13 protein-coding genes are annotated in these 13,599 nt (G+C 62.2%); 9 read left to right on the top strand and 4 right to left on the bottom strand.

Going from position 1 to position 13,599, the window contains the following annotated elements; all coding sequences use genetic code 11:
* The first annotated feature begins 18 nt into the window (after positions 1–18).
* The 6 genes from ERE07_RS17185 (at position 19) to ERE07_RS17160 (ending at position 6,468) form a co-directional block, all read left to right on the top strand.
* Complete coding sequence (locus tag ERE07_RS17185; RefSeq protein ID WP_130010270.1) at positions 19–936, top strand: ABC transporter permease; 918 nt, start codon at positions 19–21, stop codon at positions 934–936.
* Positions 937–946: 10 nt separating this feature from the next.
* Positions 947–2,689 carry a dipeptide ABC transporter ATP-binding protein gene (locus ERE07_RS17180; RefSeq protein ID WP_130010269.1) on the top strand — a complete coding sequence of 581 codons (1,743 nt, stop codon included), beginning with the start codon at positions 947–949 and terminating at the stop codon, positions 2,687–2,689.
* 125 nt (positions 2,690–2,814) lie between these two features.
* Positions 2,815–3,063, top strand: coding sequence for a GlsB/YeaQ/YmgE family stress response membrane protein (locus tag ERE07_RS17175; protein ID WP_130010268.1), 249 nt, complete (start codon positions 2,815–2,817; stop codon positions 3,061–3,063).
* 117 nt (positions 3,064–3,180) lie between these two features.
* Positions 3,181–3,549, top strand: coding sequence for a YkvA family protein (locus ERE07_RS17170; RefSeq protein ID WP_130010267.1), 369 nt, complete (start codon positions 3,181–3,183; stop codon positions 3,547–3,549).
* Complete coding sequence (locus ERE07_RS17165; protein ID WP_130010266.1) at positions 3,542–5,023, top strand: DUF2868 domain-containing protein; 1,482 nt, start codon at positions 3,542–3,544, stop codon at positions 5,021–5,023. Before ERE07_RS17170 ends, ERE07_RS17165 begins: the two co-directional genes overlap by 8 nt.
* Positions 5,020–6,468 (top strand): DUF3482 domain-containing protein, encoded by a 1,449-nt coding sequence (locus ERE07_RS17160; RefSeq protein ID WP_130010265.1) that lies wholly within the window; start codon positions 5,020–5,022, stop codon positions 6,466–6,468. Before ERE07_RS17165 ends, ERE07_RS17160 begins: the two co-directional genes overlap by 4 nt.
* Before the next feature lie 18 nt (positions 6,469–6,486).
* On the opposite strand, the gene ERE07_RS17155 is transcribed toward ERE07_RS17160, so the two are convergent.
* From ERE07_RS17155 to ERE07_RS17140, 4 genes are all read right to left on the bottom strand, one after another.
* A complete protein-coding gene (locus ERE07_RS17155; RefSeq protein WP_130010264.1) occupies positions 6,487–6,990 on the bottom strand; it encodes a TPM domain-containing protein in 504 nt (167 codons plus the stop codon).
* A gap of 94 nt (positions 6,991–7,084) precedes the next feature.
* Positions 7,085–8,053: a TPM domain-containing protein gene (locus tag ERE07_RS17150; protein WP_425330991.1), complete on the bottom strand. Its 969-nt coding sequence runs from the start codon at positions 8,051–8,053 to the stop codon at positions 7,085–7,087.
* Between the two features lie 8 nt (positions 8,054–8,061).
* The gene (locus tag ERE07_RS17145; protein WP_130010262.1) at positions 8,062–8,673 is read right to left on the bottom strand and encodes a LemA family protein; all 612 of its coding nucleotides are present in this window, start codon (positions 8,671–8,673) and stop codon (positions 8,062–8,064) included.
* 113 nt (positions 8,674–8,786) lie between these two features.
* Positions 8,787–9,107 (bottom strand): DUF2149 domain-containing protein, encoded by a 321-nt coding sequence (locus ERE07_RS17140; RefSeq protein WP_167670960.1) that lies wholly within the window; start codon positions 9,105–9,107, stop codon positions 8,787–8,789.
* A 429-nt stretch (positions 9,108–9,536) separates the two neighbouring features.
* On the opposite strand from ERE07_RS17140, the gene ERE07_RS17135 reads away from it, so the two are divergent.
* From ERE07_RS17135 to ERE07_RS17125, 3 genes are all read left to right on the top strand, one after another.
* Entirely contained in the window at positions 9,537–11,024 is a 1,488-nt protein-coding gene (locus tag ERE07_RS17135) for a DEAD/DEAH box helicase (RefSeq protein ID WP_167670959.1), read from the top strand.
* A 113-nt stretch (positions 11,025–11,137) separates the two neighbouring features.
* The gene (locus ERE07_RS17130; RefSeq protein WP_130010260.1) at positions 11,138–11,773 is read left to right on the top strand and encodes a LysE family transporter; all 636 of its coding nucleotides are present in this window, start codon (positions 11,138–11,140) and stop codon (positions 11,771–11,773) included.
* Between the two features lie 129 nt (positions 11,774–11,902).
* The gene (locus ERE07_RS17125; protein ID WP_130010259.1) at positions 11,903–13,510 is read left to right on the top strand and encodes a peptide chain release factor 3; all 1,608 of its coding nucleotides are present in this window, start codon (positions 11,903–11,905) and stop codon (positions 13,508–13,510) included.
* Positions 13,511–13,599: the final 89 nt, after the last annotated feature.

The raw sequence follows: 13,599 nt of genomic DNA, 5'->3' as shown, positions 1-13,599 counted from the left end.
CAAAACCGGCAAAAGGACATGGCCCAGAACGCAATATCACGCGCTTACAACAGCGATATCTTCTACAGCTTCAGCCATTCGCCTACCGCGATCATTTCCGCGCTGGTTGCGCTGGCAATCTTCATCGGCGCCGTCTTCGCGCCGCTGATCGCGCCCCATAATCCTTTCGACCTGGCCTCCGTGGATTTGCTGGACGCCAATATGCCGCCAGTATGGAATCCGGATGGCGATGTGCGGTTCCTGCTGGGCACCGACGACCAAGGGCGCGATTTGCTGTCCGCGATTTTGTACGGTTCGCGCATTTCACTGCTGGTGGGTTTCGCATCAGTGCTGTTCTCGCTGGTGATCGGGGTCTCGCTCGGCCTGATCAGCGGTTATGTGGGCGGCCGCGTCGACAGTGTCATTATGCGTATCGCTGACGTACAACTTTCCTTTCCCGCCATTCTGATTGCGCTGCTCATTGATGGCATTGCCCGTGGCCTGCTGCCGCGCGATATGCACGACAGCCTGGCGCTCTACGTGCTGATCTTCGCCATCGGTGTGTCCGGATGGGTGCAGTATGCGCGCACCGTGCGCGGCGCCACCATGGTCGAACGCAACAAAGAATATGTGCAGGCGGCGCGCCTGATCGGCATGCGTCCGTTTACGATTCTGCGCCGCCATATTCTGCCCAATGTCATGGGGCCTGTTCTGGTCATCGCCACCATTCACCTGGCCATCGCCATCATTACCGAAGCCACGCTTTCCTTTCTGGGCGTAGGCATTCCCCCCACCACGCCCTCGCTGGGCACGTTGATACGCATCGGCAACAGTTATCTGTTCTCGGGCGAGTGGTGGATCTCCATCTTTCCCGGCGTCGCCTTAGTGCTGCTGGCCCTGTCCGTCAACCTGCTGGGCGACTGGCTGCGCGATGCGCTCAATCCCAAGCTACGCTGAAAGTCCCGCTATGGCCCTGCTAGACATCCAAGATCTGCACATCGAGTTTTCCAGCCGCCGCGGCAACGTGGTCGCCATACAGAATGTCACCCTATCGCTGGAAAAAGGCGAAATACTGGGCGTGGTGGGCGAATCAGGCGCGGGCAAGTCCACCATCGGCAACGCCGTGATCGGCCTGCTGGAGCCACCCGGAAAAATGACGGCTGGCCAGGTGTTGCTGGATGGCAAGCGCATCGACCAACTCCCGCCGCAGGCATTTCGAAAGGTACGCGGCCGCCGCATCGGCATGATTTTCCAGGATCCGCTCACCTCGCTGGATCCACTGCAGACCATCGCGCAGCAACTGGTCGAGACCATGCAGGTCCATTTGCACCTGAATGCACAGCAGGCGCATGCCCGCGCGGTAGCATTGCTTCACAGCGTGGGGATAGAACACCCGGAGCTGCGCCTGAAGCAGTACCCGCATCAGTTCTCCGGCGGCATGCGCCAGCGCGTCGTCATTGCCCTGGCGCTGTGCTGCGAGCCCGAAGTGATCATCGCCGACGAGCCCACCACCGCCCTGGATGTATCCATACAGGCGCAGATACTCGATCTGCTGCGCGCACTGTGCAAAGAGAAGCAGGTGGGGATGATCATCATCACCCACGACATGGGCGTGATTGCGGAAGTCACAGACCGCGTCGCCGTGCTGTATCGCGGCAGGCTGGTCGAAGAAGGGCCTACCCGCCGCATTCTGGGCCAGCCCGAGCACCTCTATACCAAAAGCCTGATTTCAGCCGTACCCCGGTCGGACATCAAGCTGCGGCGCTTCCCCATGGTCACGTACATCGAAGACGTCCAGGCGCCGACCCGGCACGACAGCCTGGACGCCGCCAAAAGCTGGCTGCGCGAGCGGCGCGACTTCGGAGAGCAATCGGACCAGCCGCTGGTTCAGGTAGACGATCTGGGCATGCGCTTTGTACTGCGCAACTCGATTTTCCCCAGCAAGCGCATCGCGCTGGACGCTGTCAAGCACGTCAGTTTTGCGCTGCGCCCCGGCGAAGTCTTCGGCCTGGTCGGCGAATCGGGCTCAGGAAAATCCACCATCGCGCGACTGATCGCTGGCCTGTATGTACCCAGCGCCGGCACCGTGCGTTTTGATGGCGTCAACATCGCGGACGTTGGCGACCGGAAAACGCTCAACGCCTATCGCCGCCAGATCCAGATGGTGTTCCAGGATCCGTTTTCCTCACTGAATCCGCGCATGCGTATCCTGGACATTGTGGCCGAACCCATCCGGTTTCATCATCTGGCGCGCACAGAAGCCGAGGTGCGCAACATTGTGTCGGGCCTGCTGGACTATGTCGGCCTGGGGGATCAGGCGCTGTTGCGTTTCCCCCACGAATTTTCCGGCGGACAGCGCCAGCGCATCTGCATCGCCCGTGCCCTGGCCACCCGCCCCCGCTTTCTGATCTGCGATGAACCCACCTCGGCCCTGGACGTGTCCATACAGGCCCAGATTCTCAACCTGCTCAAAGACTTGCAGGAAACGCTCGGACTGACAATGTTGTTCATAAGCCACGACCTGCCGGTCATCCGACAGATGTGTGACCGAGTGGGCGTCATGCGGCATGGCGAACTGCTCGAAGTTGCCGACACCGAAACGCTGTTTTCCCAGCCGCAGCACGCCTATACACAGCACTTGCTCTCATTGATGCCCACAATGGATTACCTGTCTCGAGAAGGTTTGGAGGTCGAGAAAGAAACGATTTGACACAAAATCCAGCGTTGCGACACGCCGGCTGCTCACCCGCCCACCTATGATGGTTGCAGGCAGGGAGGTGGCAATACTCAACCGTACCAGCCGTCATTCTTCGCAACTGAAAAGGAAAAGGCGCTATGGGTATTATCAGCATGATCGTCGTTGGCTTTATCGTGGGCCTGCTGGCTCGGGCAATCATGCCCGGCGAACAGAAGCTCGGCATTATCATGACCATCATCCTCGGTATCGTGGGTTCGTTGGTGGCCGGCTATCTGGGCGGCGCACTGGGCTGGTACGCACCTGGCGAAGGCGCGGGCTGGATAGGTTCTATTGTGGGCGCAATCATCGTGCTGTTCATATACGGCCTCATTGCCAAAAAACGCTAGGATGGCGGCCGCGATGGCGGCTGCCTCTGCATCAGGCGGCCGCCGCGTGCGGCTGCTTTTTTTTGCCGGCGCCAAACCGATACAATAGGCATCACGCTTACCTCTTCCGGAGGCCATATGATCGACACCCGCTACAAAAAAGCCTATTCACCGGCTCGCTTCTGGCAAAAGCTGGGGCCCAGGGCAAAGGGCATCAGCCGGTTCGCCCTCGAAAAAGCGCTCTACCTGTACTATGCCGTGCAGGATCCGAACACGCCAAAATGGGCGCGGCGCGTCATGTATGGCGCGCTGGGCTACTTTATTTTTCCCCTTGATGCCATCCCCGACCTGGCCCCCTTCATCGGCTACACCGACGACATCAGTGTCATGATTGCCGCGCTGGCCACGGTTTCCTTCTACATTACGCCCGACATCAAGGCGCGGGCGCAGCAAAAAATCGAACATTGGTTCGGCCGCCCGCACGCGGGCGCCAGTGCGGATGCCTGACACCACCCCTTCACCCAACACACATACGCAGCACCAAGCCCCCGGAAAGGGGGGCTTCCGTAGCTGCTGGCTGGCCGAGACGCTGCGTTTGCGCGAGAATCTCTGGGGCCCTCTGGAAGATGCCAGCGAAGTGCGGCGCGCCCGTGCGGAAGGCGGCAGCTTTACCGAAAAACTGCTTCGACGCGCACACTATCTGGGCCAGCGCGAACACCTTGACCAAGTGCTGTCCAGGTGGTCGGGCATGGCCAAGCTATCGCTGCTCATCATGGCCGTGGCTGCGCTGCTGGCTGGCCTCGTCGCGGCGCTCGGCGCCCTGGGCGATGGCGGCCGTTCTGTCAATATCATGCTGGCGCTGGTCGCCTTGCTAGGGCTGAACACACTCACATTCCTTTTCTGGCTGCTCAGTTTTGTGGTGGTATCCGGCCAGGGCGGTTCCTGGCTGGGCGAATGCTGGCTATGGCTCACCCGCCGACTGGCGCGCGGGCCCGACGCAGCGCTCGCGCCACGCGCCCTGGTCGAGTTGCTGAGCCGCCACAATGCGCTGCGCTGGACGCTGGGCGGTATCAGCCATGCCTTGTGGACGCTTGCCCTTGCTTGTGCCGTGATGTCCATGCTTGCCGTGCTCTCGACACGCCGCTACAGCTTCAACTGGGAAACCACGCTACTCTCGCCTGACACCTTTGTTGCCGTCACCACCGCGCTTGGCTGGCTACCTTCAACGCTCGGCTTCTCCATTCCCTCGCCCGAACTCATCCTCGCCAGCGACGGCCTGCAGAGGCTGCCTGAGCCTGCGCAGGCCCTCTGGTCCAGCTGGCTGATCGGATGCGTAGTGGTATATGCCCTGCTGCCACGCCTTATCGCCCTGATGCTTAGCCTGTTCATGGCGCGCAAAAGGCTGGCCAACCTGCAACTTGACAGCCGCCTGCCAGGCTATGCAGAGCTGCAGGACCGCCTCTCCCCGGCAAGCGAACGCGCAGGCATCGATCAACCCGACGGGGCAGACACCCTGGCCATCAGGGATGCCGTTGAGCTGGTGGCCGTGCGGCCCGGCCAGCCCTTGCTCGTCGGCATAGAACTGGCGCCGGATGTTCCCTGGCCGCCCCCTGGCCTGTCACCCGCTGTGGCCAATTTCGGCGTCATCGACAGCAGCAATCAGCGCAAGGCCTTGCTGGACCGGCTGCAGCAAAGCCGCCCCACGCGCCTGCTGCTGATATGCGATGCGCGGCAAACACCTGATCGGGGCACGATCGCCCTGCTCACAGAGCTTGCCAGCTTTGCGCAGGATACCCGCATCGCCTTGCTGCGCGCGCCTGCCTCAAGCCAGTCCGAAACCCGAACCGAGACTTGGCGTGAACGGCTCCAGGCTGCAGGATTCCCGCCACAAAACCTGACCCAGGCCAAACCCGCCGCCCTCCTCTGGCTGGCGGGCGAACCAGACCCGCCCCCCGCCGCCGCCACGGGAGAACAAGCATGACCACGGCACGCCCGCTGCGACTGGCCGTGGTCGGCCATACCAATACCGGCAAAACATCGCTGCTGCGCACGCTCACCCGCGACCCGGGCTTCGGCAAAGTGCAGGACAGCCCCGGCACAACGCGCCGCGTGGAGGGCGCACGCCTCTTGATCGACGGCGCCACAGCGGTGGAACTGTATGACACGCCCGGCATGGAAGACGGCATTGCGCTGCTGGACTACATGGACAGGCTGACCACGCCCGGCGAACGTGTCGACGGGCCAGAGCGCATTCGCCGTTTTCTGCAAAGCCCTGAAAGCCAACGACGTTTCGAACAGGAAGCGCGCGTGCTGCGCAGGCTGCTGGACTGCGATGCCGGCCTGTACGTGGTCGATGTGCGCGACCCGGTGCTAGGCAAGCATAAAGACGAGCTCGCCATTCTGGCTGCCTGCGGCCATCCCTTGCTGCCAGTGCTCAATTTCACACATCGGCCTGAACAACGCCTTGGCGCCTGGCGCGAAGCCCTGGCCCGACTCGGGCTGCACGCCATGGTGGAGTTCGATACCGTTGCGCCCGCGCTGGATGGCGAAGCCCAGCTTTATGACAAGCTGGCCCTATTGATGGATGAACACGCCGGTGTTCTCAGCGAACTCAAGCGCGATGTCATCAGCCAGCGCGGCATCCGGCGCGACGATGCGTTGCGGCTGATTGCCGAACTCCTGATCGACGTCGCCGCGTGGCGTGTACTGAGCGAACCGGACGAGCCCAGCGTGCAAGCCGCCACGCAATCACTACGTCGCCAGGTGCGCGACCGCGAAGCCGCCTGTGTCCGCGCGCTGCTCAAGCGCTATAACTTTGACATGCATGATTTCCCCTCGCATTCCCTGCCCTTGGAGGGCGAACGCTGGGGCATGGATTTGTTTCACCCCCAGGCCCTGAAAGATTTTGGCATTCATGTGGGCAAAGGGTTGGCGGCCGGCGCCATGGCTGGCGCCACGCTGGATGTGTTCACCGCAGGCCTTAGCCTGGGTGCCGCCACCGTATTGGGCGCAGCGGTGGGAGGGCTCTGGCAAGGCGCGGATCGCTTGGGCAAGCGTGTCGTGGGACGGCTGCAAGGCTATCGCGAAATCACCGTCAACGATGCAGTGTTACGCCTGCTCGCCATGCGCCAGCTCGCCCTGGTCGATGCGCTTGAACACCGGGGGCACGCCGCGCAAGGACAGATTGTGCTGGACAGCGCGACCGATGCGCCTGCCCTGTCCAAGGGCTACGACACACCCAGCGCCGGCAGCGCCACCGATACCCTGGAAGCCAGCATGCAACATTGGCGCACGCGGCAGCTGCCGGATGCCCTGCTGGAGGCCCGCAGCCAACCGCAATGGTCTGCATTGTCGGACGCTTTTGACAACCAGCCCCGCCGCAAGCAAGCCGTCAAGACGCTGGCCAGCGCCTTGGCCAGCCGTTAAGACAGGCGGGCGCGGGCGTTACAACAAGACCGGCCGATCGGGCAAGTCGTTGGTATTGTGCTGGCCCTCGGACGCTTCGGGGCAAGCATGCGCCAGAATCGCCTCGATATCGTCGATCGCCGACAGCAGCCCTGATTCGAATTCCTTGCGGCGCAGGCGCTCACGCAAACGGTCGCACACTTGCTCCCACTGTGCGTCAGTGGCCTTGACCCCTCTGTCGGCAATGATATGCATGGCATGTTTGTCCAAGGCCAGATAGAGCAACACACCCGTATTAAGCGGCGTGTCCCAGGTGCCGAGCCGCCCGAATACCTCGAGCGCACGCAGGTGGCTGTCGGGCTCATGGACCGGGCTGGCCGCTTCGATAGCCACCATGAGCTCCCCGGTATGGCCCAACTCGCCCTGGCGTATGCGCTCGGCAATGCGGGCCAAGGCATGCTCGCTGAAATGCTTGCGGCGCAGCCACTGACCCTCTACCGTGGCCCAGCCAGTGAGTGCCTTCCATTTACTGCCTTGTTGCATGCAATATCCTTTGACCTTGGGCCGCGTGCGCTGTCGCCCCGAATTGCCGAACCGCACGGAAAAGAAAACCCGGGATCGCCCCGACCGCCGCAAATTACCAGCTGCCGGAAGCACCGCCACCGCCGCTGCTTCCACCGCCTCCGCCGCCGAAACCGCCGCCACCCCCACCAAATCCGCCTCCGCCACCGCCGCCAAAGCCACCTCCAAAACCGCCACCGAGGCCGCCAATGACGCCGCCACGCCGTGCAGCCCGAGAGCCCAGACGGCGATTTTTGACACCCAGTGCCCGGCCCACGCTGCCCACGATGAAACCTATGCCTGCCGCGATAACAGCGGCACCCACGCTGCCGAACATCAGGAAGGCAAAGAAACCAAGCGCCAGCGCGGCAAAAAGAGGCGGCATGAAGAACCCGATGATGGCCAGCGGCGCGACCATGGCCAACGGCCCTTCGTCTGCGCTGCCGGACGATGTGCTCTCAAGCGGCGGAGGGAGATCTTCGCCGTTGACAAGGCTTACAAGGCTGTCGACACCTGCCGTGATGCCGCCAGCGTAATCCCCCTGCTTGAAATGAGGGGTGACCTGCTCCCGAATGATGCGCCCGGCAAGCAGATCCGGCACGGCGCCTTCCAGCCCGTAGCCTACTTCGATGCGCAGATGGCGGTCTTCTTTGGCCACGACGAACAGAATCCCGTCGTCTACTTTGGCACGACCTATGCGCCATTTGTCGAAGACCCTGCGCGCGTAGCTTTCTATCGTGTCTTCGCCCGTGGTAGGCACGATAAGCACGGCCAACTGGGCGCCCTTGGTCTTGTCGAGCTCGGCGAGTTGCTGTTCCAGATGGGAGAGCGTGTTCGAATCGAGCGTGCCGGTTTGGTCGGTGACCCAGCGCTTGAGTTCAGGTACGGCGACCTGTTCTGCGCGGGCGGATTGGAAAACCGCCAGCAGGGCTGCCAGGGCCAACAGGCCTGCAAACAGCAGTCGCAGACCAATCCGGACGCCACGCCCAGCGTTTTTGGCAGCTTGCGGGGCAGGCGCCTGCGCGGACGGACGCACGAACGGCAACGTATGCATCACTGTTTTGCCGGCTCGGGTAAGGTGAATTTGACTTCGGGGTCTTGCGTAATCTGATCCTGCTTGTCGACACCATAATTGTCGATAGTGCGATAGCCGAAGATCTTGGCGGTGATCAGCGTGGGGAACTGCCGCACGATCAGGTTGTATTGCTGCACCGCCTGCACATAGCGGCCGCGTTCGGTGGCAATCCTGTTTTCAGTGCCTTCAAGCTGGGTCATGAGATCGCGAAAAAGCCCATCGCTCTTGAGCTGGGGGTAGTTTTCGGACACCGCGATAAGCCGTGACAGCGCCGACGACAATTCGCCCTGGGCCTGATTGAAGCGCGCCATCACCGCTGGGTCCTGGATGTCGTCGACGCTGATCTGGATGCTGCCCACTTTGGCGCGCGCTTCGGTGACCTGCGTCAGCACCGCGCGCTCGTTGACCATGTAAGCATTGACCGAATTGACGAGCTTGGGCACGAGATCCGCTCGCCGCTCATACTGATTCAGCACCTGGGACCAGGCCGCCTTGACCTGCTCGTCCAGCCGCTGGATATCGTTGTAGCCGCAACCAGTCAGCAGTATTGACAGGAAGGGAGCAAGAAGCACGAGCGCAATGCGTTTCATTGAAGCAGCCTGAAAGAATAAGGTGTTCAGATTACACCAGCCCGCCCATCTAAAATCAATGCTGCTTGCGTGGCTGGTTTCACAATGCTGCAATCCCGGGCCACTGGTAGCATTTAGTGTGCATTGCTGCGTTCGGTTGCGTAAACGGCGCCGCTGCCGGGCATGCGGTACTGGACGCCCGTCCCACTGCCCGGCGCCGTGGCCGCTTGACTGACGGATACAGGCGCCGACGGTTCACCATGCTTGACAATGCTGTTCGCCTCGGGCCTGCCCCCGCCAAAGAGGGCGGAGGCATCCTGCCGCAGGAGCGCCTCCATCATGGGGTTTTGTGTAATCGTGATCAGCAGCGCGGCAATGATCACCAGAAGGATATCGATAAGACCAACCACCGAGCGCCTGGGAGCACCCGGCGCTGTTGAGCTGAAAAATTTCATGCTGCCTTCCATGTGGCGTAGTGAATGACTTGTGCCGCGATCCGGCTGAGCCACCGCAAGCATGCAGACCCGGCCGCGTGCTGCGACGGCACTGCTTGCGTGATCGGGCAAGCATCCATTGTAGCTGAATAATAATCACTCTTACTATCGTTTACATTTTGAGGCGAGTACGCGGCAACCGCCGCCGGCGCGCATGCGCACGTGATCGCATGTCCCCGTGCGTGGCGCAATGTGTGGCGTATCCGCCCAATCGCAGGGAATATGCCGTCCGGATGACATCCGGCCCGGTTTGCTGAGGTATACTGCGGGTTGCGCGTCCTACCAGTCAACGCGCGTCACCAGGGCTTCGCCCCTTCCCCTAGCTTCTTCAATCGTCCGCCTGGATTGGTATCCCTCGACTCGAGCGATAGGCTGTCGCTGGAGTAATACTTGTCTACCCACACTACATTTGCCGACCTTGGCCTGGCAGAACCCCTTTTGCGTGCTGTCGCCGATACCGGTTATGAACACCCCACGCCTATCCAGGCGCAAGCCATACCCCAAGTCATCAAAGGCGGCGACCTGCTCGCCGCTGCGCAGACCGGCACTGGCAAGACGGCCGGCTTTACCCTGCCCATTCTGCACCGCCTGCTGCAAGACCCGGCCCGTGCCCGCAAACCCGGCCAGCCCCGGGTGCTGATCCTGACCCCAACGCGCGAACTCACCGCGCAGGTGGAGGAGTCCGTGCGCACCTACAGCAAACATACTTCCGTGCGCTCCATGGTCATGTTCGGCGGCGTCAATATCAATCCACAGATCGCCGCGCTGCGCAAACCATTGGACATCCTGGTGGCCACGCCCGGCCGGCTCCTGGATCACGCCCAACAGAAAACCGTGGACCTGTCCGCCGTCGAGATTCTCGTCCTCGACGAAGCCGACCGCATGCTGGACATGGGCTTCATCCGCGACATTCGTCGCGTGCTGGCGCTGCTGCCCAAGAAACGCCAGAACCTGCTGTTCTCCGCGACATTCTCCGAAGAGATTCGCGAGCTGTCCAAAGGCGTGCTCAACGATCCCATCGAGATCTCCGTTGCCCGCCGCAATACCGCTTCGGAGCTCGTTGCGCAAAGCGTCGTGCTCACCGAACAATCCCACAAGCGCGATCTGCTCAGCTATATCATTCGCGAAAGCGGCTGGCATCAAGTGCTCGTCTTTACCCGCACCAAGCATGGCGCCAACCGCCTGGCCGAAAAACTGGTCAAGGACGGCCTGGCGGCGGCTGCCATCCATGGCAACAAGAGCCAGGCAGCCCGCACGCGCGCCCTGGCAGGCTTCAAGGAAGGCAAAGTCGCCGTCCTGGTCGCCACGGATATTGCCGCGCGCGGCATCGATATCGACCAGTTGCCCAATGTGGTCAACTTCGAGCTGCCCAATGTGCCGGAAGACTACGTGCACCGCATCGGCCGCACGGGCCGCGCAGGCAGCGTAGGCTCGGCCATGTCGTTGGTGGATCGCAGCGAAATCAAACTGCTCACCGCCATCGAAAAACTCATCAAGCGGCCCATCGAACGCACGACCATCGAAGGCTGGTCGGCCGACATGGTGCGCGCCGAACCGCCGCGCGCCGCGTCCGGCGAGCGCCAGGGGCAAGACGCCCGCCGTCACGACAGCGACAGCCGTCGACCCCGTGCCGGCACATCGCGCCGCACCCCGGCATCGCCTGGCGGCGCACGGCACGGGGCGGCGCGCTCCGCAGAGGCCCGCACCGGTGAACCGCGCAATCCGACCGGACGGCGCGACGGGAACGGCGGCCGCAATGGCGGCGCCGCACGCCCTGCGCAAGGCCGGCCGGGCGCCAACGCGCGCAGTGCTGGTAACCGCGGCGCCAATGGTGCGCGATCCGGCAGTGAGCGGCGCGCCGTTTTGCTCGATAAATAGGCACGCTACCTGCCCGCGGACGCCGGCCTTGCCAGCGTCTTTGCGGGGCCGGGATAGTTTTCTGATTTGCGCCCGACCCGGACACGCCCCCACCCACCAACCACGCCTGCATCATGTCTTTCTCCACCTGGCTTGCTTTCTTTGCCGCCTCCTGGGCAATTTCGTTCTCGCCTGGCCCTGGCGCCATCAGCGCCATGTCCTCGGGGCTGAAATACGGTTTCAAACGGGGTTACTGGACAACATGCGGCCTGCAGATCGGCCTGCTTGCGCAGTTCGTGATTGTGGCGGTCGGCCTGGGGGCGCTGCTGGCCACCTCGGAAACCGCCTTCGCCATCGTCAAGTGGATAGGCGTCGGCTATCTGATTTACCTGGGCTACCGGCAATTCACGACAGACGCGGCGCCGGTTGCCGTGCAGGCCAGCCACCCGCAGGCATTCCATGCCCGCGACCTGGTGTTGCGGGGTTTTCTGATCAATATCACCAACCCCAAGGGAACCGTGTTCCTGCTGGCCGTCGTGCCGCAGTTTCTCGATCTGTCCCGGCCCCTGGCCCTGCAATACCTCACCATCGCAGGCACGCTGTGCTTTACCGACCTGATCGCCATGGGTTTCTATACGACGCTGGCATCGCGGGTGCTGAAACTGCTGCGCAACCCCCGGCATATACGCTGGCTGAACCGCGGCTTTGGCGCGCTGTTCGTTCTGGCAGGCACCGTGCTGGCCACCTTCAGTCATCATGTTGACGACTAGCCACCTGCACGTGCCCCAGCGCCCCGGCGGTAAGCAACGCGCCGCAGCGCGCACCCGCGCAACCTCTGCCATGCTTCTTTCTGCGCCCGGCCCTCGAACCCGCGCTGCCATCCACGCTAAAATCCGTCCATGAGCATCACACAAGAAGTCGCCCGACGACGCACCTTTGCGATCATCTCCCACCCCGACGCGGGCAAAACCACGCTGACCGAAAAGCTATTGCTGTTCGCAGGCGCTATTCAAATCGCCGGCAGCGTCAAGGCGCGCAAGGCCAGTCGCCACGCTTCGTCGGACTGGATGGAAATCGAAAAGCAGCGCGGAATTTCGGTTGCCTCGTCGGTGATGCAAATGGAATACCGCGACTGTGTGATCAATCTGCTCGACACGCCGGGACACCAGGATTTTTCCGAGGACACCTACCGCGTGCTCACCGCTGTAGATGCCGCACTCATGGTGATTGACGCCGCCAACGGCGTGGAACCTCAAACCATACGCCTGCTGCAAGTGTGCCGGGCGCGCAACACACCGATCATTACGTTTATCAACAAGCTGGACCGCGAAGTCCAGGAGCCGCTGGACCTGCTGTCCGAGATCGAATCCCACCTGGGCATGGACGCCGTGCCGTTTTCCTGGCCAGTCGGCATGGGGCGCCACTTTGGCGGCGTATTCGACATCCGCAACGACCGCATGCGCGTGTTTCGCGCTGGCCAGGAACGCCGCGACCAGCATGACGAGCTGATCAGCGGCCTGGACAATCCCGTGATTGCGGAGCGCTTTGGCGAGGCCTTTGCCAAGGCGCACGAAGAAATCGAGCTCATCCAGGCTGCCGCGCCCGAATTCGATCATGCAACCTTTCTCGCCGGCAAGCAAACGCCCATTTTCTTTGGATCCGCCATCAACAACTTTGGCGTGCAGGAAGTGCTGGACGCTCTGGTGGACCTGGCGCCAACGCCTGGCCCCCGGACGGCGCTGCAACGCGAAGTCCAGCCCGATGAAACCAAATTCAGTGGTGTGGTGTTCAAAGTGCAAGCCAATATGGACCCTGCGCACCGCGACCGCGTCGCATTTGTCCGGGTCAGCTCGGGCCGCTTCGAACGCGGAATGCGCCTGAAGGTGTCGCGCAATGGCAAGGAGATCCGGCCCAACAACGTCGTATCCTTCTTGTCGCAACGGCGAGAACTGCTCGACGAAGCCTATGCCGGAGACGTCATCGGCATTCCCAATCACGGTGTGCTGCAATTGGGCGACGTCCTGACCGAGGGCGAAGCCCTGCAGTTCACCGGCCTGCCATTTTTTGCGCCGGAACTGTTCCAGGCGGTCGAAGTCAAAGACCCTTTACGGACCAAGCAGCTACGCGTGGGCCTGACTCAACTGGGCGAAGAAGGCGCTATTCAGGTTTTCCGCCCCGAGGCCGCCGGCGGCTCGCTATTGCTGGGCGCTGTGGGGCAATTGCAGTTCGAAGTCGTGGCCCATCGCCTCAAAACCGAATACGGGGTCGAAGCTCGCCTCATGCCTTCGCGTTACAACATGGCACGTTGGTTTACAGCGGAAGACCCCAAGGTCTTGCGAAAATTCATGAATGCGAACGCTGCTAACATTGCCTATGATGTCGTGGACGCGCCTGCCTTCCTGGCGTCCTCCCCCGCGCAGTTGCGGGTGGCGCAAGAACTCTATCCTGGCGTCGAGTTTCACGCAATGCGGGAACATGGCGGCAAGGTTTTCGGGCAGAATGCGTAAGCCTGCGTGCCAGTCAGCTCGTACCAGCCTGCACGTGGCTGGCGAGCAGGCAAAGCGCATAGGCGTTTAAACTAGGCTATTCCCAGCGA

The organism is Allopusillimonas ginsengisoli (assembly GCF_004153455.1).
GTDB lineage: Bacteria > Pseudomonadota > Gammaproteobacteria > Burkholderiales > Burkholderiaceae_B > Allopusillimonas > Allopusillimonas ginsengisoli.
The sequence above is the reverse complement of the archived record's forward strand: the minus strand, read 5'-3'. Positions and strand labels throughout refer to the sequence as shown.

What these genes read in the sequence shown, in the direction of transcription:
- ERE07_RS17125 (WP_130010259.1), top strand. Translation starts at nt 11,903, where the DNA reads ATGAGCATCACACAAGAAGTCGCCCGACGACGCACCTTTGCGATCATC.
- ERE07_RS17185 (WP_130010270.1), top strand. Translation starts at nt 19, where the DNA reads ATGGCCCAGAACGCAATATCACGCGCTTACAACAGCGATATCTTCTAC.
- ERE07_RS17165 (WP_130010266.1), top strand. Translation starts at nt 3,542, where the DNA reads ATGCCTGACACCACCCCTTCACCCAACACACATACGCAGCACCAAGCC.
- ERE07_RS17160 (WP_130010265.1), top strand. Translation starts at nt 5,020, where the DNA reads ATGACCACGGCACGCCCGCTGCGACTGGCCGTGGTCGGCCATACCAAT.
- ERE07_RS17130 (WP_130010260.1), top strand. Translation starts at nt 11,138, where the DNA reads ATGTCTTTCTCCACCTGGCTTGCTTTCTTTGCCGCCTCCTGGGCAATT.
- ERE07_RS17180 (WP_130010269.1), top strand. Translation starts at nt 947, where the DNA reads ATGGCCCTGCTAGACATCCAAGATCTGCACATCGAGTTTTCCAGCCGC.
- ERE07_RS17170 (WP_130010267.1), top strand. Translation starts at nt 3,181, where the DNA reads ATGATCGACACCCGCTACAAAAAAGCCTATTCACCGGCTCGCTTCTGG.
- ERE07_RS17140 (WP_167670960.1), bottom strand. Translation starts at nt 9,107, where the DNA reads ATGAAATTTTTCAGCTCAACAGCGCCGGGTGCTCCCAGGCGCTCGGTG.
- ERE07_RS17145 (WP_130010262.1), bottom strand. Translation starts at nt 8,673, where the DNA reads ATGAAACGCATTGCGCTCGTGCTTCTTGCTCCCTTCCTGTCAATACTG.
- ERE07_RS17175 (WP_130010268.1), top strand. Translation starts at nt 2,815, where the DNA reads ATGGGTATTATCAGCATGATCGTCGTTGGCTTTATCGTGGGCCTGCTG.
- ERE07_RS17155 (WP_130010264.1), bottom strand. Translation starts at nt 6,990, where the DNA reads ATGCAACAAGGCAGTAAATGGAAGGCACTCACTGGCTGGGCCACGGTA.